Genomic DNA, 21,446 nt, shown 5'->3' on the forward strand with positions numbered 1-21,446 from the left:
ATAACAGCAGCAGCCAGGCGGCCCCGCTAAGAGGGAGGGCTGCGTGCCCATGAATGCCGTAGAAATCGAACAAGCTATCACCGACCTTGCGGAGCAGCCCTTTGACCCCGCAGAGTTCCCCTACGCCTTCCTTGAAGCCTTTGGCAACAAGGCGACGACAATCAAGCGCCTGCGTGCGGGGGCGTCGAACAAGTCCGACCTCGGCGGTGTTCTCCAGACCAGCAACATCCACATTTTGACTAGCGACGCTGGGCAGGTGACGCAGACGCTGGCCGCTCTCAAGGCCAGCCCTGCGACGGCCAAGGCTAAGGCGAAGTTCATCCTTGCTACGGACGGCGCGGACTTCGAGGCCGAAGACCTGACCAGCGGCGAGACCGTCGCCTGTGCCTTCAAGGACTTTCCCGATCACTTCGGCTTCTTCCTGCCGCTGGCGGGCATCAGCACCGTCCGCCAGATCAGTGAAAACGCTTTCGACATCCGGGCCACCAGTCGGCTGAACCGGCTGTACGTTGAATTGTTGAAAGACAACCCGGCCTGGGGCACAGCGGAGCGCCGCCACGACATGAACAAGCTCATGGCGCGGCTGATCTTCTGCTTCTTCGCCGAGGACACCGATATCTTTGGCGGCAGGGGCAAGTTCACCGAGACCGTCGCGCGGATGAGTGCGGGGGATTCGACCAATACGCACGAGGTCATCGCCACGCTGTTCCGCACCATGAATACCAAGCGTGAAGACCGGGCGGCCGCCGGGCTGCCCCGGTGGGCCAATATCGACGATTTCCCCTACGTCAACGGGCAGTTGTTCTCTGGCGGCGACGAAGTGCCGCGATTCAGCAAGATCGCCCGGTCCTACCTGCTGCACGTCGGCGGGCTGGACTGGACCAAGATCAACCCGGACATCTTCGGATCGATGATCCAGGCCGTCGCCGAGGACGAGGAGCGCGGCGAGCTGGGGATGCACTACACCAGTGTTCCCAACATCCTGAAGGTGCTGAACCCGCTGTTTCTCGACGACCTGCGTGCAAAGCTAGAAGAGGCGGGTGACAACCCGCGCACCTTGCTCAACCTGCGCAAGCGCATCGCCAAGATCCGAGTTTTCGACCCGGCCTGCGGCTCAGGTAACTTCCTTGTTATCGCCTACAAAGAGATGCGTGCCATCGAGGCAGAGATCAACAAGCGGCGCGGCGAACCAGATCGCGCGTCTGACATCCCGCTCACCAACTTTCGCGGGATTGAGCTGCGCGACTTCCCGGCGGAGATCGCCCGCCTTGCGCTGGTCATCGCCGAGTACCAGTGCGACGTGCTGTACCGAGGGCAGAAGCTGGCCCTGGCCGAGTTCTTGCCCCTGCGCAATGAGAACTGGATTACCTGCGGCAACGCGCTGCGTCTTGATTGGTTGAGCGTTTGCCCGCCGACTGGAACGGGGGTGAAGTTGCAGGCGGACGACCTGTTCAGCTCGCCGTTGGACCAAGCCCAGATCGACTTCGAGAACGAAGGGGGCGAAACATATATTTGTGGCAACCCGCCGTATCTGGGAAGCAAGTGGCAGTCAGACGAACAGAAGGGCGAGCTTAAGGCGATCTTCGAACGCATTGGTGTCGCGTGGAAATCTCTGGACTACGTTGCCGGGTGGTTCATGAAGGCTGCAGCATATGGCGAGCGCACTAATGCGGCCACTGCCTTCGTTTCCACCAACTCAATCTGCCAAGGCTTGCAGGTTCCTATTTTGTGGCCTGCAATTTTTAACACCGGACACCAGATCGTATTCGCGCACACATCCTTCAAGTGGACCAATCTCGCAAGCAATAACGCTGGTGTGACTGTGGCCATCGTGGGTATTTCATCCACGCCACAACCTATTAAAAGGTTGTTCTCCGTGAGTGAGGATGGCTCCGTGCAGGAGCGGCAAGTTGACTATATCAATGCCTACCTTGTGCCGGGGCGCGTCAACTCGGTGGAGCAGGAGCGTCGACCGATTTCATCTGTATCGCCCATGCTGTTTGGCAACATGCCGCGTGATGGTGGTGCATTTGTTTTGGACGGCGAGGAACGAGCACGTGTGCTGATGCAGCACCCCGAACTCGAACGCTTCGTTCGCCCGTACATGGGCTCTGAACAGATGATCCAGGGAAAACCTCGGTGGTGCCTGTGGATTGAGGACGACGATGCGCCTTATGCGCAGCAACACCCCTACCTGAAGACGGTGTTGGACCAAGTACGGGATTTTCGCCTATCAAGTGCTGCCAGTTCTACCCGCGACTTCGCGGCACGGCCTCATCGCTTCGTCCAAATTGCCGGTACCGCTAAGCAGCATTCGCTTGTCGTGGCGAAAGTCTCGTCCGAGCGCCGACCATACCTGCCTGTGGACCTTTTAGACGGCAGCGTGATCGTTAGCGATCTCTTGTTCGCGCTGTATGACGCGCCGCTATGGAACTTGGCGGTGTTGGCGTCACGACTTCATCTCGTGTGGATTGCAACCGTGTGCGGAAAAATGAAAACCGACTTCCGGTATTCGAACACCATCGGCTGGAATACCTTCCCACTGCCTAAGTTGACAGAGAAGAATATCGATGACCTCACCAGATGCGCACAAGAGATCCTGCTAGCGCGTGAGCGCCACTACCCGCAGACTCTTGCCGAACTCTATGCGCCTGACGCAATGCCGACCGATCTACTTCGCGCACATGAGCGTAACGATGAAGTTGTGGAGAGAATCTATATAGGTCGCTTATTCAAGAATGACACGGAGCGCCTTGAAAAACTCTTTGAGCTCTATTCACGCATGTCCGGTCAAGCGGGTGCCGGGCAGCGCCGAGTCAAACGAGCGTAATTGGGGGGCATCTTGAATCTTTCGACTTTCCTACACCGCGACGCGAATGCACCGACCACGATATCGGAGATCCGACGCATCCATGAAGAGATCGCGGCCACCGACTTCCTTGGGCTGTACGCCTATGCGACCCAGTCTGGCGCCGCCTTGTTCGATTTGACGTTTGCCGGAAATTTCTGGGCAGATACACCTTCGCGATGGCTCTTTGGCATTGACTATGGTCGCACTCAGCCGCAAGCCCTTCGATTGTTGTGTTCGCGACCGAACGTGGACGTCAGGATTCACGATGGGATGTATGTTTTAGACCAAAGCGGTTTTGTCCCCCGGCGCGATTTTCACGCCAAGATGGCCATGCTGCTGAACCAAGAGGCCGAGCGGTCTGGTGCAGTTGTTGGTTCCGGAAACTTTTCGTCGAATGGCCTTCGCAAGAGCGTCGAAGCCGGTGCCTCCGTTATCACGCATGGCATCAACGAGTTCGACGTAGTGCTCCGTCCCACCCTCGTAGCAGCCGAACTTCTATGGGAACAGGCCACACCTGTTGCCGATATCTTGGATGTTTACGAGGAGCGATGGAGTACCTCCTTTTTTCGGCGAGTCGTTGAGAACCAGCCCAACGTCGAAGTCGACCATGCTGCGACACCTGTCTTCTGGATCGAAGCAGGGTATGTCACCAAGAATCGCGGGCCTCACCGCCCAGGTAACCAGATCGACTTTCCTCGGGGAATGTCCAGATATTTTGGGTTTAACCCTCCGGCCGACCTGCCAGCCAACTCCGTCATCGGGCAGGTTGTCTTCGAAACTCCGACTGGCGAACCCGTAGCGAATAACCTCCGTCTAGGGAACAACATGATGGAGAAGATCTCGCTGCCTATCCCGGAAACGCATGGTTTCGACATCTACGATGGCAAGGTCCTATTGTTCCAACGAGCCGAAGGCCGATTCGTCATGAGGGCATTGGAGGCGGACGATTTCGAAACATCTTTCGGTGACCGCGTGTTGCGCATCGCGGATCTGGTCGATGACGATGCCTCGAAGCGCGACCGAGTGTCCGCCGCGTTGAAAGACCCGGCTCAGAAGAACAATCGCGACCATGTGGACATCATCATCGCGCTGGGTATGGCGAAGGAAGGCTTCGACTGGATTTGGTGCGAACACGCGCTGACCGTGGGCTACCGTGCCAGCTTGACCGAGATCGTTCAGATCATTGGTCGTGCCACCCGAGATGCGCCTGGAAAGACTCGCGCGAGGTTCACCAACCTGATCGCCGAGCCGGACGCGACCGAGGAAGCGGTCACCGAGGCCATCAACGATACGTTGAAGGCCATCGCGGCGAGTCTGCTGATGGAGCAGGTTCTCGCTCCGCGCTTCGAGTTCAAGCCCAAGAATCCCGACAGCGGCCCGACGCCAGGCTTTAATTATGGGGAGGGTGGCTATGACCCGGACCGCTGCAACATCGGTGTCAATGAGCAGACAGGGGCCTACCAGATCGAGATCAAGGGCCTCGCCGAACCCAAGAGCAAAGAGGCAGCGCGCATCTGCCAGGAAGACTTGAACGAAGTGATCGCGGCTTTCGTGCAGGACAAGCACACCATCGAGCGTGGCTTGTTCGACGAAGAGCTGGTTCCCGAGGAGCTCACGCAGGTTCGCATGGGCAAGATCATCAAGGACAAATATCCCGAGCTTGACGCTGAAGATCAGGAGGCGGTACGCCAGCACGCCATCGCCGCCCTCAACCTTACGCAGCGGGCCAAGCGGCTTGTCACCGAAGGCGAGAGCGACGGATCGCCCAACACCGCCCTGATCGATGGCGTGCGCCGCTTTGCGATGGACGTGCGCGAGCTGGACATTGACCTCATCGACCGCATCAACCCCTTTGGCGAAGCCTATGCCATCCTCGCCAAGACAATGAGCGAGGACAGCTTGAAGCAGGTCGCGGCGGCCATCTCGGCCAAACGCACCTCTATCACGCCTGAAGATGCCAAAGTGATCGCCAAGCGCGCGGTTGAGTTCAAACGCGAACGTGGGAGGGCTCCATCGGTTACCTCGCAGGACGCCTGGGAAAAGCACCTTGCCGAAGGTGCGGCCGCCTTCATGCGGTTCAGGGCGGAGGGACGCTATGAGTAACTCCGATCTTGACGACCTGGCGGCAGAGCTGGCCGAGTTCGCTCCGCCTGAGAAGAAAAATGGCCGCCCAGCCAGCGAGGAGCGTGTCATTGCCGGCTTCGAGGAAATCCAACGCTTCACAGAGCAGCACGGGCGTGCGCCTCAGCATGGCGAAGACCGCGACATATTCGAGCGCCTATATGCCGTGCGGCTCGACCGTCTACGCGCGCTACCGGATTGCCGCACCTTGATTGAGCCGCTGGACCATCAGGGCTTGCTTGCTGGGGCATCGACCGTTGCCGCTTCAGCGGACGAAACTATCGACATCGACGACCTGGCTGCCGAACTAGCGGATGTTGCCGGCGCGGACGACATCACGGTCTTGCGCCATGTCCGTACCAGCGCCGAAAAGCGCGCCGCCGAGGAGGTCGCGGATCGCAAGCCCTGCGAGGACTTCGAAACCTTCCGGCCCTTGTTCGAGCGCGTGCAAGCGGAAGTCAAGACCGGTATGCGCCAGTCCCAGCCCATCGAAGCGGGTCGCCGTGCGATTGAAGCCGGGGACTTTTTCGTTCTCGATGGCCTTACTCTCTACGTTGCCGAGGTCGGCGAGCCGTTGAAAACCACCGCCGGGGAGGTGGACCGCCGCCTGCGCCTCATCTTCTCCAACGGCACCGAAAGCAATTTGCTGCTGCGCTCGCTCCAGCGTGCGTTCTACAACGACCCTGCCGCGCGGCGGCTGGCCTCGCCCGAGAGCGGGCAACTCTCCTTTGGCGGCGAGCTTGAGGCGGATGATGTGGAAAGCGGCACGATCTACGTCCTGCGCTCCCTGTCCGATCATCCCTACGTCGCCCAGCACCGCGACATCATCCACAAGATGGGCGTGACGGGCGGCAGGGTTGAAACGCGCATCGCCAACGCCGAGAACGAAGCGACATATCTGCTGGCAAAGGTCGAGGTCGTTGCGACCTACAAGCTCGCGGGGATCAATCGCATTCGGATGGAGAACCTGTTCCACAGGCTGTTCGCGACCGCACGGTTGAACATCACTATCAATGACCGCTTCGGTCACCCCGTGCAGCCCGAGGAGTGGTTTCTTGTTCCGCTGTTCGTTATCGACGAGGCCGTCGCGCGCATCAAGGATGGCAGCATCACCGGCTACATCTACGATCCCAAGGCTGCGAAGCTGGTGAAGGCATAGGGCAGTGCAAATGCATGAATAGCCCTGGCCGTAGGCCAGGATGAACGCCAGGAGGAAGCAGCATGACGAAGACTCATCAGGAAGAACAGGCTGAGCCGTTTTTCATCACCGAGGAAGTCGAGGCCGAATTGATCGCGGCCGGCTACGAATTCGAACCGCCTGGCCACGCGAGGACCGCAAGCATCTCCGAGCTGTTCGGCTGGCGGCCTGGTGAGACGCTGTCGGAAGCCGTGAGCAGGCGCTTGGCGAGCACTGGCACAGCTAGCGAGTGCGAACCGCGAGGCAAAGGTCTATGACGACGGAAGCAGAGGCGCTCGCCAACATCCTTGCGTGGTCTGCTGATAGTCCCGGCTGGCAGCGCGACGCACTGCGCCGACTTGCAACGCAAGCGGCTCTGGAGCCGGCCGAGATCGACGAGCTGGCTTCCATCTGCAAGGGCGACAATCCGGCGGTCCCGCTGGAAGCTGGGCACCTTCGCGGCCCGAACCGCGATCAGGGGGAAGTCCATCTGCGGCAGGTGCATGGAGTCCGGCATGTCAACGCCCTGGCTCCCGACCAACGGCTGACACTCCACCGCGTCGGTTTGACGATCATCTATGGCGACAACGGATCGGGAAAATCCGGCTACGCGCGGATTCTCAAGAAGGTATGTCGCGCCCGTATGTCTGGCCGAGCCGAGGAAATCGCCTCCGACATCTATGACGCTGCGCCAGGCACGCCGAGCGCCACTATTGAATACGCGATCAGCGGCCAGAACCGCACTTGCGCTTGGCAGCTTGGTCAGGCTGCCGACAACGCGCTTTCAGGCATCAGCGTGTTCGATTCCCGTACCGCGAACGTCCACGTGGACGATACGAATGACGTGGCTTACACGCCGTTTCCGCTCAAGCTGCTAGGTGCGCTGGCGCAGCTCTGCAAGTCGGTCAAGGATAAGCTGGCAGCCGAGATCGCGCAGATAAAGGCGCAAACGCCCGAAGCGATCAGGACCCCGGTATGCGGCCGGGACACAGCGGTCGGCAAGCTCATGGCCCGAATCACCGCCAACACTGCGCCGGCGACGGTCGAAGCGTTGGCAGCGCTCACGCAAGCAGAGCAAGACCGATTGGCGCAGCTCACGGCGGACCTGGCAGGTGATCCGGCTCGCGCGGCGCGTCAGCTTGCGGCGATGAAGGCCAAGGTTGACGGGCACATTGCGCGCCTGGATCGGCTATTTGCTTCAATCAGCGACGATTCCGCCAATAACCTGCGCCGCCTTGCCGTTGATAGCGATGCCGCACGCCGGGCGGCAGAAGCTGCTTCCAGTGCGCTTTTCCGCGACGAACCGTTGCCGCAGATTGGGTCGGAGGTTTGGCAGGCGCTATGGGCCAGTGCCCGAGCGTTTTCTGACGCGGAGCCCTATCCCGAACGGCGATTCCCCGTCACAGACCCCGGCAGCGTATGCGTGCTTTGCCAGCAGGAATTGACGCCCGTCGCCGCTGATCGGCTCAATCGCTTCGAGGCTTTTGTGCGCGACGACACCGGCGTGCGGCCGAGCGGGTGGTTGGCGCGCATGAAGCGCACGCCGTCCAGGCGCGACAGGGTGTAGCCCTCGTGCGGCGCGAGGCGGTCGAGCAGGGCGGTCATCTGTTCGCCGGGAGAGGGCGGCGTCGTCATGGGGGGCTCGTCGTGGTGATAGGCTTAGGCATCATTTTGCCCTGTATCTGCGCGGGAAGGTGGCGCCGAAACAGGAATAGGCAATCATCCAATAGCGCTGTGCCTATCCGGCCGTGACGCCCGCGCCTAGCATTTGTCCTGTCATCCCACTCACCTGGAGCAGAGCAAATGCAAGACACGCAAACCCATCAAACCTGGTTCATCACCGGCGCCGCGCGCGGCATCGGGCTTTCCCTGGCGCGCCAGTTGCTGGCGCGCGGCGACAACGTGGCCGCCACCTCGCGCACGCTGGCCAGCCTGCATCAGGCGCTGGGCCAGGACAATCCGCGCCTGCTGGCGCTGGAAGTGGACCTGGTGTCCGAAGCCAGCGTGCAGGCCGCGATCGGCAAGACCATCGCGGCGTTCGGCCGCATCGACTATGTGGTCAACAATGCCGGCTATGGCCAGCAGGGCACGTTCGAGGCGCTGGACGACGGCGAGGTGCGGCGCAATTTCGATGTCAATGTGTTCGCGCCGCTGCACGTGCTGCGCCACGCGCTGCCGCAGTTGCGCGCGCAGCGCGGCGGCCATGTCTTCAACATCGCGTCGATTGCCGGTTTCGACGGCGGTTATGCGGGCTGGGGCAGCTACGTGGCCACCAAGTTCGCGCTGGCGGGCCTGACCGAGACGCTGGCCGCCGAAGGGGCGGAGCTGGGCATCAAGGCCACGGTGGTCTATCCGGGGCCGGTGCGCACGGACTTCCTGAACGACAGCAGCCTGGTGATCGCCAAGCGCACCATCGCCGACTACACCGCCGCCCAGGCGTCGCTGGACCTGCATCGGGATGGCATGAACGGCAAGCAGGCCGGGGACCCCGAGAGGCTGGCCTTGCTGATCCAGCAGGTCGCCGCGCTGGCCGAGCCGCCGCTGCACCTGTTCGCGGGCAAGATCGCCAACGAGCTGGCGGCACGCAAACTGGAAACGGCGCGGCGGGATTTCAACGCCTGGCGCGAAGCGGGCGAGGCGACGGACTTCGCTTGAGGAGGGTGGCAACGGGCCGGGCTGGCTGCCGGCCCGCGCCTCCAGCTAGGCGATTGCGCCGATCCCGTGGCGCTCGGGGGGGGCGATGACGGGACGCGCGCCCCGGGACCGGCCCTGCGCTGGCTACTTCTTGCGGAAGATCTGGGACGTGATGGCGGCTATGGCGCCGGCGCCCACGCCAATGCCGATATACATCGGCAGAGTCAGCGCATCGGGGTTCATCACCGACAGGGCGCCGATGGCGATGACGGCGGGAACGATGCCGGCCAGGTAGAAAATCGGTTTCAAGAAAGACTCCGTGCTGATGCTTGAAAGACAGGCCGGCGCTCCCGCGCGTTCGGGCCGACAGCCCGCATTTTGCCCGATCCGGCGGGCGCCGCGTACTTGCCCGCGCTCACGGTCTGCACGACAATCGGCCGCTTGTGCGGCGATGCCGCGGCTTTCGTTGGATCGCATGATGATCGACTGGTCCCCCATCCGCGCGCAGTTCGCGCGATTCGGCGCGTTGCGCGCGCAGCCGCCTGGCGCCTGGAAGGGCGATATCCCGCTTCCCGAGGCGCTTGCCGCGTTCTATGAGCAAGTGGGGCCATGGGGCGAGACCTACTACGAAAACGTGGGGCCGGTCGGAATCACTCTCTCGGAAACCCAGGTCAGCTTCCCCGCTCTGCACCGGTTGTGGGATTTGCAGGCCGGCTATCGGTGGGACGGAGTCACGGGCGAACAGGTGCCCGATTGGCAGCCTGGCTGGCTGGTGATCGCCGATCGCGCCGCCGACCCCTTCATCTATGACATGCAGACCGGGAAAATCCTGTTCGCCGAGCATGGCATGGGAAGTTGGAAGCCCGTCGAGATCGCGCCCAATCTCGAAACGCTGACCGCCGCGCTGTGCGCCGTGGCCGACGTATTCGAGACCGCGGGTGAGAACCTGCGCGATGATGACTGGGTTCTTCGGCCCGAACACCGCATCCGTGCGCTGGCGCAATTGGCGGCGGTGCTCGGCGATGCGGGCGATGCCGAGTCCTTCTTCGAGATTCTTGAGCGATGAACGGCGCTCATGCGCATCGGCGGGCCCGGCGCGCATGAGCCCGGTTGCGCTGGACTCGTGATGCCAGGATGGCCTATGCGCGGGTCCGCGTCGGGAGTGCTGCGCAGTCGCGGTAAGTTGGACGATTGATCCGCTTGGTTCTTCCCAATTGCTTCCTCCCGCTTGGTTCTTCCATTCGACAGGCCGCCCTCGGGCGGCCTGTTTCATTCTGGGCGCGGCTCTCGCCGGCCCCTTTGCGGGCCCCGGCCTGCGCTGCATTGGTCGGCGCGCCGATCATGCCATTTTGGGCTTTCCCCCGGATTCGCTGCGCAGGGAGGGGATCGGCCGTGGCGCCGGACCGTCAGTATCCGGAAGATTTGCATATCCATAGTTGGAATCCTTCGTTGGCGGCGGCCGGCGCGCCTCTTAGCCTGCTCACTGTGTACAGCGAGCGTTCGACACCGGTTGGGGTGGTCGAGGCCGGCGCCGGACGGCGGCGGGCGCTCGCGGTCTTTGTGGAGCGTGTGGCTTGAAGTTCTCTCGATTGTGGTCCCTGGCGCAAGGCCTGGTGGTGGTGTTCTTGTTGGGCGCGACGGCGCCAGCCAGCGCCGGCTATCCCGATAAACCCGTGCGCCTGGTGCTGCCATTGGCCCCAGGCGGCGCCATGGACGTGCTCGGGCGCGGCCTGGCCGAACGTCTCGGGGCGCTGTGGAACGTGCCTGTCATCGTCGAGAACCGCGCCGGCGCAGGCGGCAACATCGCCGCCGACCAGGTGGCGCGCGCCGCGCCCGACGGCTACACCCTGCTGCTGACCGGCGACATGCTGGTGGCCAACCAGACCCTGTTCAAGGGCAACATCAACTACGACCCGGTCAAGAGTTTCGCGCCCATCAGCATCGTGGCGGCGACGCCGCCGGTGATTGTGGTGCGCGCCGATTCGCCGGTCCGTGATATCGCCGGCCTGCGCGACGCGGCCAGCCGAAACGTCCTCAACGTCGGCACCCCGGGCTACGGCAACAGCAACCACCGCGCGCTCACCCGCCTGCAGCAGCAATTGCAGGGCACCGTGCAGCACGTGCCGTACAAGGGGGCGGGGCCGGCGGTGGTGGCGCTGCTGGGCGGCGAGATCGACGCCGCCATCGTGGCGCTGCCCGCCGTCTCCAGCCTGATCGCCAACGGCCAGGTGCGCGCGCTCGCCGTGCTGCAGGACAACCGCAGCGACACCGTGCCGCAGGTGCCGACGGCGGCGCAGGTCGGGCTGAAGATGGATGGCGATACCGGCTGGTTCGGCCTCCTGGCGCCGGCCGGCACCCCGCCGCAGGTGGTCGACGACGTCTGGCGCGCGGTGCGCCAGGCCGTCACCGAGCCGGACTTTCACGCGCGCCTGCTGGCCATTGGCTTCGAGCCGATCGCCGACCAGCCGCGCGCGTTCGCCGACCGCATCGTCAGCGACGCCCTCAAATTCCCGGCGCTGCTGCGTGACAGCGGCGTGGCGCTGCAATAACGCGCACGAGGTCGCCATGCCCCTCCTGACCATCGGCAACGCCGAACTTCACTTCGATATCCAGGGCCAGGGCGACGCCGTGCTGGCGCTGGCGCCCGGCGGCATGCTGTCGCACCGCGAACTCTGGCGCGTGACGCGAGACGGCCGGCCGCGCGAGTATCCGGACCCGGTCGCCGCGCTCGCCAGCCGCTACCGCGTGATCGCCCCGGACCAGCGCAACGCCGGCCGCTCGCGCGCGCCGGTGCTGGCCAGCGACGGCTGGACCACCTATGCGCAGGATCACCTGGGCCTGCTGGACGCGCTGGGCGTGCGGCGTTTCCACGTGATCGGCTCATGCATCGGTTCGTCGTTCGCGCTCAAGCTGTGCGAACTGGCGCCGGAACGCGTGGTGTCGGCGATCCTGCAGCAGCCCATCGGCATCGCCGGGCAAGAGGGCAAGCGCGGCGAGTCTTTCGACCAATGGGCCGATACCGTGCGCCAGCGCGATCCTGCCGTTGACGAACGCGCGCTGGAAGGACTGCGGCACAATCTGTTCGGCGGCGATTTTGTCTTCAGCGTCAGCCGCGAGTTCGTGCGGCGCAACCCGATTCCCCTGCTGATCCTGGGCGGCAACGACCCGCTGCATCCGCGCGCCGTTTCGTTGGAATTGGCGCGGCTGGCGCCGGCCGCCACCCTGGTCGAAGGCTGGAAGACGCAGCCGCAGCGCTACCTTGACGCCATCAGCGACTTTCTGGCGCGTCACCCGGCATGAGCCGAGCTTGCCTGCGGAAATCCGCGTGGGCGATGCCCGCGACACGCGCAGGCGGCTGGATGGCGAGATCGATCTGGTGCTGCTCGATGGCGCGTTCAGCCTGTATCTGCCCGAGCTCAAATTGCTCGAGCCGCACCTGAAACCTGGCACGCCGATCCTCGCGGAGAACGCCTGGGAGCACGGCAATGCGTAGCTGGACCATGTGCGCGATCCGGCCAATGGCTACCTGTCGCAACCGCCGCCGATCAATGCGGGGCGCGGCAATGAATTCACGGTGTTGACGCGATGACGGCGCCGCGCGAAGGCGCGACCGGCCCTGCGCAAGGGCGTGTCAGCCGTGTCCTGACGCGCTTGGTCATGAAGCAGGCGCGGGTGCGCGCATCCTGGCCAAGACCTATTGGGCGGCGGGCAAGACGGGGGCGGGATTGAAGGCTGCCGGGCGGGGTCGCCTACAATTCTGGTTTTCCCGGAGGCGACCATGACGCTTCTTCGTATGCTGTGGCTGGCCTTGATGCTGGTCGGGGCGATGCCCGCCGCGATGGCCGGCACGACCGGCGGCAAGCCGGTGCGCGTCGCCGTCTACCGCGGCCCCGCGGCCTGCGACGCCTGCTCGGCCGCCGCCCGGCGCGCGATCGAAGAGGCCGGCGCGCGTTATCAGGTCGACTACGTGGGCCCCGGCGAGCGCATCGACATTTCCGAGGCCAGCCTGGCCCGCTACGACCTTTATGTGCAGCCGGGCGGCGGCCAGGACATTCCCGCCGCGTTCCACAGCCTGGGCAACGCGCGGGTCGACGCGGTGCGGCGTTTCGTGGCCCGGGGCGGGCGCTACCTCGGCCTGTGCATGGGCGCGTATCTGGCCGATGCCGGGGGCTTCGGGCTGGTCGGCCAGGAACTGGATTCGGAGGTGGGTCGCCCGGGTTTCCCGGTCAAGACGATCGATGATGCCGTCGTCGCCGTTCGCTGGGCGGGCCATGCGGACCGCGTCTTTTACCAGGACGGTCCGTATTTGCGGGCCGAATCCGACGAGGCGGGCTTTCGCGCCATCGCGGCCTACGAAAACGGCGACCTGGCCGCCGCCCGTTACGCGTTCGAGGACGGCATCGTGGTGCTGAGCGGCCCGCATCCGGAGGCGGAGCCGTCGTGGTTCGAGGCTGCCGGGATCCCTCTGGAGCAGATGCCGCGCCAGGATCTTTTCAAGGACCTGCTGGATCAACTGGCGCTGTAGCCCCGGCCCGGATGCCGGCGCCGGCGATGCGCGCGCTGGCGGCGATTGCGCGATCCGGCCGCCATGCGCGATGACGCGGGCGATTTCACTGCGCGCGCCTTGGGCGTGTCGCGGCGTCTCGTGATTGGCGAACAACTGCCCGTCGCGCAAAGGGCGCCAGGCATGGCGCGTGCGGACGGCGTGGCGGCGTGGACCACTGACGCGCAGTCCGATTTTGCGTCCGCGTTCCCGGCCATGCCGCGCCGGTCCGGCGCATTGCCCATGGCGCCGCCGGCACAGTGAAAAGCGCGCATTCCATGGGGTCGCGCAAGCCTGGAAGCGGCCCGCCGAACGGCTGCCCGTGTTCTTGACATCGCTGGGTCGATCCACATAATCCAGGGCCATTCCCGTTGTTATTTGCAGGTTGTCTTCGAATGGCAGGATTCATGGCCGCATACGCGCAAGCGTCTTTGCCCAACCGGACGCGCCGCGTCGATTCGTCCGCCGGCCGGCGCCGCTGGCGGCGGGCGGAACATGACCTCGCAGGGGCCTGTTCATTGACCTTCCAATCCCTGGAGCATTCCATGAAGAAGACCCTATCCCTCGCGATCGCGGCCTTGTGCCTGAGCGCGACCGCGCAAGCCCACCAGGTCTGGATCGAGCAGCCGGCGGGCAAGTCCGCCGTCATCCGGTTCGGCGAGTTCGCCGAGAACCTGCGCGAGGCGTCGCCGGGCTATCTCGACGGCTTCAACAAGCTGTCGGCCAAACTGATTTCCGCCAAGGGCGAGTCGCCCCTGACCGTGGCCAAGGTGGCCGACGGTTTCACGCTGTCGGCCAAGGCGGTGCGCGATGAAAGCCTGGTGGCCGAAGAGCCGGCGCTGCCGCTGCGCAAGTTCAAGCACGGCGGCGTGGGCGAGCCCATGGATGCGTGGTTCTGGATGAGCGCGCGCTACATGGCCGATGCCAGCGTCGCGGCCAAGCCCTCGCTCACCATGGACATCGTGCCCACCGGCAAGGCGGGCGAGTTTCAGATCGTCCTGAAAGGCCAGCCGTTGGCCAAGACCAAGCTCGTCGCCATGGTGCAGTCGGGCTGGGAAAAGGTGGCCTACACGGACGCCCAGGGCAAGGCCCATCTCGATCTGCCCTGGAAGGGTCAATACGTGTTGCGCGCCATGCACATCGACCGCACGCCGGGCGAGCGCGCGGGCGCCAACGGTCCCGAGCATTACGACGGTATCGGCTATGTGTCGACGCTGACCTTCGTCAAGCCCGACGGTGCGGCGCCGCTGCCCGCCGGCCCGGTGATGCCGCCCAACAAGCCGCCCGTGGCCGCCCCGGTGGCCGCGGCGGCGCAGGGCACGACGGCCGCCAAGTAAGCCTGGCCAGCCGACACGCAATCCCGCGCCCCGGCTTCGCCTGGCGGCCACGTCTGTCTCGGGCGTGGCGGATGGCGGCGCGCCGGGCAGGCCCCGCCGCAGGCCGGCGGGGCGCGGAGGCGGGGTCGGCGGCGAGCAGGAAAGGACAAGAATGTGAATATCGGCGAACTGGCCAGGCGCACCGGATTGACCGCGTCGCGCATCCGCTTCTACGAGAGCGCCGGGCTGCTGCGGACGGTGGCGCGCCAGCCCAACGGCTACCGCCGCTATCCGCCCGAGGCCATGATGGCGCTGGAGTTGATCACGACGGCGCAACAGGTCGGCTTCAGCCTGGATGAAATCCGGTCGTTGTTGCCCTCCGGACCAGACCGGTGGGACCATGATGCGCTGCTGGCGGCGCTGCGACGCAAGGTGGCCGAGATCGAGGCGTTGGAGACCCGTCTGGCCCACAGCAAGACGCAGCTGATGGCGTTGATGCAGGACGTGCGGGCCCGGCCCGATGACCTGGGTTGCGTTGCCGCTGCGGAGCAGGTTCTGGCGCGCGTGCTGGGCCGGCTGGGCTAGCCGCGGCCCCGCTTGCGGCGCGTGGCCGGATCGGGCCGCGCGGCGGCCTCGCGCAGCAGGATCTCGCTGGCGTGGCTGAAGCGCTCGACCAGGAAATCCAGCAACCGGCGCACGCGCGGCGCCATGTATCGGTTGCCATGGAACACGGCATGCACGCCGTCTTCGGCGACGACGTAGTCGGGCAGCAGCATTTTCAGGCGGCCGGCGCGCAGGTCGTCGGCGGCATCCCAGAGCGTCTTGCGCGCGATGCCATGGCCGGCAATCGCCCACTGGCGCGCCAGCGCGCCGTCGTTCGTCTCCCAGGCGCGTTCCAGGGGCACGGTGAACGAGGCGGGCTTGCCGTGGCGGGAGAAATGGAATTCATTGAGCGGGCCGGCCGCGGTGACCAGGACGATGAAGTCGTGGCGTGCCAGGTCTTCGGGATGCCGCGGTTCGCCGTGCCGGGCAATGTAATCGGGGGATGCGCACAGCACCCGCCAGTTGGGGGCGAGATGGCGGGCCACCAGGGTGCCGTCCTGCGGCTTGCCAAAGCGGATCGCCAGGTCCACGTCATCCTGCTGCAGGTTCGACAGCGAGTCTGACAGCGTCAAGGCCAGTTTCAGTTCGGGATGCGCCGCGCTGAACTCCTCCAGCCAATGGTTCAGCAGATTGCGGCCGAAGTCGGCGGAGGCCGAGATCCGCAGCTTGCCGCGCACGGCGTGCTGGCCCGCCTGCAATGCCGCTTCGGCGTCGTCGATGGCACGCAGCGCAATGCCGCAATGGGCCAGGTACAGCCGGCCTTCCTCGGTCAGGCGCAGTTGGCGCGTGCTGCGATGGAACAGCCGGGTGCGCAGCGCCGCTTCGAGCTTGATGAGGCGCGCGCTGGCGGCGGCGGCCGACAGGCCGAGCTTGCGTCCGGCGGCCGACAGGCTGCCCAGGGCCGCGGTTTCCACGAACAGGCGCATGTCGCCAAGTCTGTCGGTGGCCATTTCAAATCCAAATTGAAAATAATTCAAATTCTAGGCCAATTATCAAACGGAATCGTCAGCGCCAGACTGTCGCATCTCCAATCCGGGCCTGGCCCATGAAGGAATGCAAACAATGAACGAGATCACGGGTTCGCTGGCCAGGGGGACGCCTGCCCCCGCGCCGGCCACGATGCCCATGCCGATGGCGGCCTTGCTGGCGTTGACCATGTGCAGCTTTATCGCCACCGCCAACGAAGCCGTCCCGGCCGGGCTGCTGCCGAGGATGGCGCGCGACTTCGGCGTATCGCAGGGCTGGGCGGGCCAGCTGGTGACGTTGTGCGCGCTGGGATCGGGGCTGGCGGCGATCCCGCTGACGGTCGCGCTGCGCGGCTGGCGGCGGCGCTGGGTGCTGTTGCTGTCGGTGGGGGGCTTTTTTCTGTGCAATGCCATCACCGCCTTGGCGTCGCATTTTCCGTTGGCGTTGGCAGCGCGCTTCATGGCGGGCATCGCCACCGGCCTGGCCTGGAGCCTGTTGGCGGGCTACGCGCGGCGCATGGTGGCGCCGTCGCAGCAGGGCCGCGCGATGGCGGTGGCAATGGTCGGCATTCCGCTGGCCCTGGCGCTGGGCGTGCCGCTGGGGGCCTGGCTCGGCGGCCTGGCCGGCTGGCGCACGGTGTTTGGCATCCTGGCGGGCATGAGCCTGGCGCTGGTGGCTTGGGTGGTGCGAGCGGTGCCCGACTATCCCGGGCAGACGGCCGCGCGGCGTGTGCCGATGCGCCGGGTATGGACGACGCCCGGCGTGCGGCCGGTGCTGGGCGTGGTGCTGGCCTGGATCCTGGCGCACTACACCCTGTACACCTACGTCGCGCCGTTGCTGGCGGCATTCGGACTGGGCGAACGGGTGGATGCGGTCCTGCTGGTGTTCGGCGTGGCGTCGCTGTGCGGCATCGGCTTCACCGGCGCGTTGGTGGACCGCGGCCTGCGCCGGCTGGTGCTGGGCAGCCTGGCGGCTTTCGCGCTGGTGGCGCTGGCCTTGGGGCAGGGCGCGCTGCCGGCGGGCGGCGTCTACGTGATGCTGGCGTTGTGGGGCCTGAGTTTCGGCGGCGCGCCGACGCTGCTGCAGACGGCGTTGGCGGATGCGGCCGGCGATGGGGCCGAGGTGGCGCAATCGATGCTGGTAACGGTGTTCAACCTGGCCTTCGCGGCCGGAGGCGCGATGGGGGGCGTACTGCTGGAAACGGCGGGAGCGGGCGCCTTGCCGCAAGCCATCCTGGCGTTGTTGTTGCTGGCCTGGGGTCTGGCCTGGCGCGCCAGGACCCATGGCTTCAGGCCGGGGCGGCGCGGGGCGGCGCATTGAGCGAAGGCCGGCGCGCGGATTCCGCTGGATCGAGATGGGCCGCGCGGCGTCGTCCCTGCCTACAGATCCAGCACCATCTCGTGCCAGGCCATGCCGCCGTGGTCGGACGCCGAGGGACGCACGTAGCGGTAGCCGAGCTTGCGGTACAGCTCGACGTGGCGGTCCTTGCACATCAGGTGAATGCTGCGCTTGCCCTGGCGGCGGCTGTCGTCGATGAAGCGGTGCATCAGGCGCGCCGCATGGCCCTTGCCCTGGTGGGCGGGATCGACGACCACCGACATGATCACCACGTTGGGCGCGGCCGGGTCGTGGCCCACCAGTTCCTTGAAGGCCTCGTCCGACATGACCACTTCATGGGCGCAGCCGCTGTTGATGAAGCCGACGATGGCGCCGTCCTCTTCCAGCAGCAGGAAGCCTTGCGGATAGTTGGCGATGCGGGTGGCGATCTTGGCGCGGGTGGCGGCTTCGTCGCCTTCGTAGGCGGTGGTTTCGATCTCGAAGCAGCGGTCGGTGTCGGCGAGGGTGGGAGAACGGAAATTCAAGGCGGACATGGTGAAACGGCAGCGGGGTGATGACAGCGAAGCCGTATGGTAGCGGTTCCCAGCGCGCCATGCGGGTATTCCCGGACGCCGCGCCATGCGGGCGGGGCCGGAGGCGGAAAAAAAGCGCATTCCCCGGGAAGGGGAATGCGCGCAGATGCTGTGCGGCGTGGCGCCGGTTTTCCCGGCGCGGCGCCCCGCTGGCTGGCGGTACTTCGGCCCGAGTCCGCGTACGTCTTGCGGAATCTCTCGCCAAGCTTAGATACTGTTAGTCTCGTGGCTATACCGCGCGTCTCAGTTTTTGGCAAAGCGGCCGTTATTTACTTTTAGTCATATTTGACGAGTCCAAGTCCGCGCCACCCTCGCGGCAACCCGCAAGCATGAACCCCAATGCTTATTCCGCCGGCCAACCGCCGAGCCTGCCAGCCGCCGTCGCCCACCATCATTTCGATGTGGCGGCGCAGGCGCCCGAACGCCGCCTGCTGGCCTGGCGCGACCACGTCGGGCATGTGGTCGACGTGCTGCCCGACCGCGACGCGCTGCGCGAGCCGTTCCAGGCCTCCATCGACCGCTACCGCGTGGGCCAACTGATGTTCACCGATTGCCGTTCCGACGCGCTGCGGCTGGAGCGTTCGCTGGTGCGCATTTCCCGCGACAACATCCGCGACTTCGCCTTGCATGTGTTCCTGGAGGGCGGGGTGGACGATGTGACACTGCGCAATGCGCCGCGGCCGCCGGACGCGCGCGGCGCGGCGCGGGTGCTGGCGGTGGATCTGGGCCAGCCGGTGCGGATGTGGCGCCATGCCTGTCGCATGCTGACCTTTTTCGTGCCGGCGGAACTGGTGCAGGAGGTGTTTCCCGATCCGCAGGCGATCCATGGCCGCACGCTGCACGACGGCATGCCGCTGTTGCGGCTGGCGGTCGGCCAGGCGGCGGCGCTGGGCCGGTCGGTACGCGGACTGGGCGCGGCCCAGGCGCAGGCCGATATCACCGCTTGCGTACGGCTGCTGCTGGCCGCGTTCGGCAAGGACGCGCGCCTGGCCGGCAACGCGCGCGCGGCAGGGCGGGCGGCAATGGTGGCCGAGGTGCGGCGCCACGTCCAGGCCAATCTGCACCAGGCCGGGCTGACGCCGGAATCCGTGATCCAGGCGCTGCGCCTGCCGCGGCCCACGGTGTACCGGCTGTTCCAGCACGAGGGCGGGCTGGGTGCCTACATCCGCCAGTCGCGCCTGCGGCTGGCGGCCGAGGAACTGGCGCGCTATCCGCACCTGACGGTGATGGAGATCGCCTACGGCCTGGGATTCGGCAGCGCGTCGGATTTCGCGCGGGCGTTCCGGCGCGCCTACGATATGCCGCCGCAGGCGTTCCGCGAGCAGTCGTGGCGCTGGCCCGAACGGGCCGCGCTGCGCGTCTAGCGGCCAGGGCGGGGCGGCGTCAGTCCGCGCACACCTGGCGCACGCACTCGCGCAGCCAGCGATGCGCCGGATCGGCGTCCATGCGCGGATGCCACAGCATCGAGATGGTGATGGCCGGCGCCTGGACGGGCAGCGCGAAGCCGTGCATGCCGGCGCGCAGGTTGGCGGTGTGGCGCTCGGGCACGCTGGCGATCAGGTCGGAGCCGCGCGCCAGGGCCAGCGCGTCGGCAAAGCCGGCGACGATGACGGCGATGTCACGCGTCAGGCCCTGCGCCTGCAGCGCCGTGTCGATCGGGCCTTTGTCCAGGCCGCGGCGCGAGACCAGCACATGCTGGCCGGCGGCGTAGCGCGCCGCCGTGACCTTGCCCCGGGCCAGCGGATGATCCGCGCGCACCACGCCGATGAAGCGGTCGCGAAACAGCGCGCGGGTACGGATCTCGGGGCTGCTGGCGGCGCCGATCACGCCGGTCTCCAGGTCGACGCTGCCGTCGCGCAGCGCCGCGCTGTCCTTGTCGGGCTTTTGCACGAAGCGCAGCCGCACGCCGGGCGCCTCGCGCCGGGTGAGGGCGATCAGCGCCGGCCCGAAGCACTCCACGAAGCCATCGCTGGTGCGCAGCGTGAAATGGCGCGACAGTCGCGACAGGTCCAGCAATTCGGCGGGACGCAGCACGCCCTGCGCCTCTTGCACCAGCCGATTCACCTGTTCGCGCAGCTCCTGCGCCCGGGGCGTCGGCACCAGGCCGCGGCCGGCCCGCACCAGCAGCGGATCGCCGGTGGTTTCGCGCAGGCGCGCCAGCGCCCGGCTCATGGCCGACGGGCTCAGGTGCAGCCGGCGCGCGGCGCGGGCGACGTTGCCTTCGGTAAGCAGCACGTCCAGCGTGAGCAGCAGGTTGAGGTCGGGGCGGGACATGGCGCGACCATATCACGGCCTCGCCGTGGAGTGGCGTCAGATGCATGAATAAAGTGCAAATGCTGCGTCTTCCGCCATGTGCGGCGCGGGCCTACGCTGGCGGCTTCAACGGGTCGCGCGCCGTTCGGCCAGCGCCCCGCCCCTGACCGCATTTGACGACGGATCCCCATGTCTCACGCTTTACCCGAATCCCTGCCGGCGGCTGGCGCCGGCCGCAGAGCCGCCTGGGGGTTGGCCGGCCTGGCGCTGTCCATGCTGCTGTCTTCCCTGGGCACCAGCAGCGCCAATGTCGGCCTGCCGACGCTGGCGCGGGCGCTGGATGCGCCGTTTTCGCAGGTGCAATGGGTGGTGCTGGCCTACCTGCTGGCGATCACTTCCTGCGTGGTGGGCGCGGGCCGGCTGGGCGATATGGCGGGGCGGCGGCGCTTGCTGCTGGCCGGCATCGCCGTGTTCACGCTGGCGTCGGCGGCCTGCGGCCTGGCCGCCACGCTGGGGCAATTGGTGGCGGCGCGCGTGGCGCAGGGCATGGGGGCGGCAGTGATGATGGCGCTGACGATGGCGTTTGTCGGCGACCTGCTGCCCAAGGACAGGGCGGGCAGCGCCATGGGGCTGCTGGGCACCATGTCGGCGGTGGGCACGGCGCTGGGGCCGACGCTGGGCGGCGCGCTGATCGCCGGCCCGGGCTGGCGCGCCATTTTCCTGGTGAACCTGCCGTTGGGCCTGGCGGCGATGGGGCTGGCCTACCGTCACCTGCCGGCCGACCGGCCGCGCGGCGGGCCGCCGACGCGCTTCGATCTGCGCGGCACGTTGCTGCTGGCGGCGGTGCTGGCGGCGTACGCGCTGGCCATGACGCTGGGGCGCGGCCGGTTCGGCGTGCTCAACGCCGCCCTGCTGCTGGGGGCCCTGGCCGGGGGCGGGCTGTTCCTGTGGGTCGAGGCGCGGACCCCGGCGCCGCTGCTGCGTCCGGCGCTGTTGCGGCGGCCTGGCCTGCGCGCGGGGCTGGCGGCCAACGCGCTGGTGTCGACGGTGATGATGGCGACGCTGGTGGTGG

Annotated in this window: 21 protein-coding genes; 17 read left to right on the forward strand and 4 right to left on the reverse strand. The window is 66.2% G+C overall.

Annotated features, from left to right (window positions below; translation table 11 throughout):
- Positions 1-49: 49 nt before the first annotated feature.
- The 6 genes from AruCF_RS11490 to AruCF_RS11515 all read left to right on the forward strand — a co-directional run bounded on the left by AruCF_RS11490 (position 50) and on the right by AruCF_RS11515 (position 8,804).
- Entirely contained in the window at positions 50-2,830 is a 2,781-nt protein-coding gene (locus AruCF_RS11490) for a class I SAM-dependent DNA methyltransferase (RefSeq protein ID WP_083036706.1), read from the forward strand.
- A gap of 12 nt (positions 2,831-2,842) precedes the next feature.
- Positions 2,843-4,954, forward strand: coding sequence for a phospholipase D family protein (locus AruCF_RS29835; RefSeq protein ID WP_254431188.1), 2,112 nt, complete (start codon positions 2,843-2,845; stop codon positions 4,952-4,954).
- Entirely contained in the window at positions 4,947-6,131 is a 1,185-nt protein-coding gene (locus AruCF_RS11500) for a GIY-YIG nuclease family protein (protein ID WP_011666578.1), read from the forward strand. Before AruCF_RS29835 ends, AruCF_RS11500 begins: the two co-directional genes overlap by 8 nt.
- Before the next feature lie 62 nt (positions 6,132-6,193).
- Positions 6,194-6,427: a hypothetical protein gene (locus AruCF_RS11505; RefSeq protein WP_016254284.1), complete on the forward strand. Its 234-nt coding sequence runs from the start codon at positions 6,194-6,196 to the stop codon at positions 6,425-6,427.
- A complete protein-coding gene (locus AruCF_RS30240) occupies positions 6,424-7,716 on the forward strand; it encodes an AAA family ATPase (RefSeq protein WP_372363276.1) in 1,293 nt (430 codons plus the stop codon). Before AruCF_RS11505 ends, AruCF_RS30240 begins: the two co-directional genes overlap by 4 nt.
- 236 nt (positions 7,717-7,952) lie before the next feature.
- Positions 7,953-8,804: an SDR family oxidoreductase gene (locus tag AruCF_RS11515; RefSeq protein WP_049073356.1), complete on the forward strand. Its 852-nt coding sequence runs from the start codon at positions 7,953-7,955 to the stop codon at positions 8,802-8,804.
- Between the two features lie 123 nt (positions 8,805-8,927).
- Here AruCF_RS11515 and AruCF_RS29125 read toward each other — a convergent pair whose 3' ends face one another.
- A complete protein-coding gene (locus AruCF_RS29125; RefSeq protein ID WP_156430329.1) occupies positions 8,928-9,092 on the reverse strand; it encodes a hypothetical protein in 165 nt (54 codons plus the stop codon).
- A 166-nt stretch (positions 9,093-9,258) separates the two neighbouring features.
- Between AruCF_RS29125 and AruCF_RS11520 the strand changes: the two genes are divergently transcribed.
- The 8 genes from AruCF_RS11520 (at position 9,259) to AruCF_RS11555 (ending at position 15,227) form a co-directional block, all read left to right on the forward strand.
- Positions 9,259-9,849, forward strand: a complete 591-nt coding sequence (locus AruCF_RS11520; RefSeq protein ID WP_235432780.1) for an SMI1/KNR4 family protein — start codon at positions 9,259-9,261, stop codon at positions 9,847-9,849.
- A gap of 508 nt (positions 9,850-10,357) precedes the next feature.
- On the forward strand, positions 10,358-11,332 hold the full coding sequence (locus tag AruCF_RS11525; protein WP_049073357.1) for a Bug family tripartite tricarboxylate transporter substrate binding protein: 975 nt from the start codon (positions 10,358-10,360) through the stop codon (positions 11,330-11,332).
- A gap of 16 nt (positions 11,333-11,348) precedes the next feature.
- The gene (locus AruCF_RS11530) at positions 11,349-12,083 is read left to right on the forward strand and encodes an alpha/beta fold hydrolase (protein ID WP_049073358.1); all 735 of its coding nucleotides are present in this window, start codon (positions 11,349-11,351) and stop codon (positions 12,081-12,083) included.
- A gap of 7 nt (positions 12,084-12,090) precedes the next feature.
- Positions 12,091-12,276: an O-methyltransferase gene (locus tag AruCF_RS29700; protein ID WP_200904298.1), complete on the forward strand. Its 186-nt coding sequence runs from the start codon at positions 12,091-12,093 to the stop codon at positions 12,274-12,276.
- Positions 12,277-12,561: 285 nt separating this feature from the next.
- Entirely contained in the window at positions 12,562-13,308 is a 747-nt protein-coding gene (locus AruCF_RS11540) for a BPL-N domain-containing protein (RefSeq protein WP_080977405.1), read from the forward strand.
- 63 nt (positions 13,309-13,371) lie between these two features.
- Complete coding sequence (locus AruCF_RS11545; RefSeq protein ID WP_144419124.1) at positions 13,372-13,590, forward strand: hypothetical protein; 219 nt, start codon at positions 13,372-13,374, stop codon at positions 13,588-13,590.
- Between the two features lie 281 nt (positions 13,591-13,871).
- Positions 13,872-14,663 (forward strand): cobalt ABC transporter substrate-binding protein, encoded by a 792-nt coding sequence (locus tag AruCF_RS11550; protein WP_049073360.1) that lies wholly within the window; start codon positions 13,872-13,874, stop codon positions 14,661-14,663.
- Between the two features lie 153 nt (positions 14,664-14,816).
- Entirely contained in the window at positions 14,817-15,227 is a 411-nt protein-coding gene (locus tag AruCF_RS11555; RefSeq protein ID WP_049073361.1) for a MerR family transcriptional regulator, read from the forward strand.
- On the opposite strand, the gene AruCF_RS11560 is transcribed toward AruCF_RS11555, so the two are convergent.
- Positions 15,224-16,195, reverse strand: coding sequence for a LysR family transcriptional regulator (locus tag AruCF_RS11560; RefSeq protein ID WP_049073362.1), 972 nt, complete (start codon positions 16,193-16,195; stop codon positions 15,224-15,226). The two genes, AruCF_RS11555 and AruCF_RS11560, sit on opposite strands and share 4 nt — an antisense overlap.
- A gap of 112 nt (positions 16,196-16,307) precedes the next feature.
- Between AruCF_RS11560 and AruCF_RS11565 the strand changes: the two genes are divergently transcribed.
- Positions 16,308-17,531: an MFS transporter gene (locus AruCF_RS11565; RefSeq protein ID WP_049073363.1), complete on the forward strand. Its 1,224-nt coding sequence runs from the start codon at positions 16,308-16,310 to the stop codon at positions 17,529-17,531.
- A 59-nt stretch (positions 17,532-17,590) separates the two neighbouring features.
- Here AruCF_RS11565 and AruCF_RS11570 read toward each other — a convergent pair whose 3' ends face one another.
- On the reverse strand, positions 17,591-18,082 hold the full coding sequence (locus AruCF_RS11570) for a GNAT family N-acetyltransferase (RefSeq protein WP_049073364.1): 492 nt from the start codon (positions 18,080-18,082) through the stop codon (positions 17,591-17,593).
- A gap of 368 nt (positions 18,083-18,450) precedes the next feature.
- Here AruCF_RS11570 and AruCF_RS11575 point away from each other — a divergent pair, with 368 nt between their 5' ends.
- Positions 18,451-19,485 carry a helix-turn-helix transcriptional regulator gene (locus AruCF_RS11575; RefSeq protein ID WP_049073365.1) on the forward strand — a complete coding sequence of 345 codons (1,035 nt, stop codon included), beginning with the start codon at positions 18,451-18,453 and terminating at the stop codon, positions 19,483-19,485.
- 19 nt (positions 19,486-19,504) lie between these two features.
- Here the strand turns inward: AruCF_RS11575 and AruCF_RS11580 are convergent, their stop codons facing one another.
- On the reverse strand, positions 19,505-20,395 hold the full coding sequence (locus AruCF_RS11580) for a LysR family transcriptional regulator (RefSeq protein WP_049073366.1): 891 nt from the start codon (positions 20,393-20,395) through the stop codon (positions 19,505-19,507).
- 168 nt (positions 20,396-20,563) lie between these two features.
- Here AruCF_RS11580 and AruCF_RS29845 point away from each other — a divergent pair.
- Positions 20,564-21,446 (forward strand): MFS transporter (locus AruCF_RS29845; RefSeq protein ID WP_254431189.1); only part of this gene is annotated, 883 nt, incomplete at its 3' end.

Source organism: Achromobacter ruhlandii, from assembly GCF_002082135.1.
GTDB lineage: Bacteria > Pseudomonadota > Gammaproteobacteria > Burkholderiales > Burkholderiaceae_B > Achromobacter > Achromobacter ruhlandii.

Excerpts from the sequence above, each read along its gene's own strand:
- AruCF_RS11490 (WP_083036706.1), top strand. The coding sequence starts at position 50 with ATGAATGCCGTAGAAATCGAACAAGCTATCACCGACCTTGCGGAGCAG.
- AruCF_RS11500 (WP_011666578.1), top strand. The coding sequence starts at position 4,947 with ATGAGTAACTCCGATCTTGACGACCTGGCGGCAGAGCTGGCCGAGTTC.
- AruCF_RS11505 (WP_016254284.1), top strand. The coding sequence starts at position 6,194 with ATGACGAAGACTCATCAGGAAGAACAGGCTGAGCCGTTTTTCATCACC.
- AruCF_RS30240 (WP_372363276.1), top strand. The coding sequence starts at position 6,424 with ATGACGACGGAAGCAGAGGCGCTCGCCAACATCCTTGCGTGGTCTGCT.
- AruCF_RS11515 (WP_049073356.1), top strand. The coding sequence starts at position 7,953 with ATGCAAGACACGCAAACCCATCAAACCTGGTTCATCACCGGCGCCGCG.
- AruCF_RS11520 (WP_235432780.1), top strand. The coding sequence starts at position 9,259 with ATGATGATCGACTGGTCCCCCATCCGCGCGCAGTTCGCGCGATTCGGC.
- AruCF_RS11530 (WP_049073358.1), top strand. The coding sequence starts at position 11,349 with ATGCCCCTCCTGACCATCGGCAACGCCGAACTTCACTTCGATATCCAG.
- AruCF_RS11540 (WP_080977405.1), top strand. The coding sequence starts at position 12,562 with ATGACGCTTCTTCGTATGCTGTGGCTGGCCTTGATGCTGGTCGGGGCG.
- AruCF_RS11545 (WP_144419124.1), top strand. The coding sequence starts at position 13,372 with ATGCGCGATGACGCGGGCGATTTCACTGCGCGCGCCTTGGGCGTGTCG.
- AruCF_RS11550 (WP_049073360.1), top strand. The coding sequence starts at position 13,872 with ATGAAGAAGACCCTATCCCTCGCGATCGCGGCCTTGTGCCTGAGCGCG.
- AruCF_RS11560 (WP_049073362.1), bottom strand. The coding sequence starts at position 16,195 with ATGGCCACCGACAGACTTGGCGACATGCGCCTGTTCGTGGAAACCGCG.
- AruCF_RS11565 (WP_049073363.1), top strand. The coding sequence starts at position 16,308 with ATGAACGAGATCACGGGTTCGCTGGCCAGGGGGACGCCTGCCCCCGCG.
- AruCF_RS11570 (WP_049073364.1), bottom strand. The coding sequence starts at position 18,082 with ATGTCCGCCTTGAATTTCCGTTCTCCCACCCTCGCCGACACCGACCGC.
- AruCF_RS11575 (WP_049073365.1), top strand. The coding sequence starts at position 18,451 with ATGAACCCCAATGCTTATTCCGCCGGCCAACCGCCGAGCCTGCCAGCC.
- AruCF_RS11580 (WP_049073366.1), bottom strand. The coding sequence starts at position 20,395 with ATGTCCCGCCCCGACCTCAACCTGCTGCTCACGCTGGACGTGCTGCTT.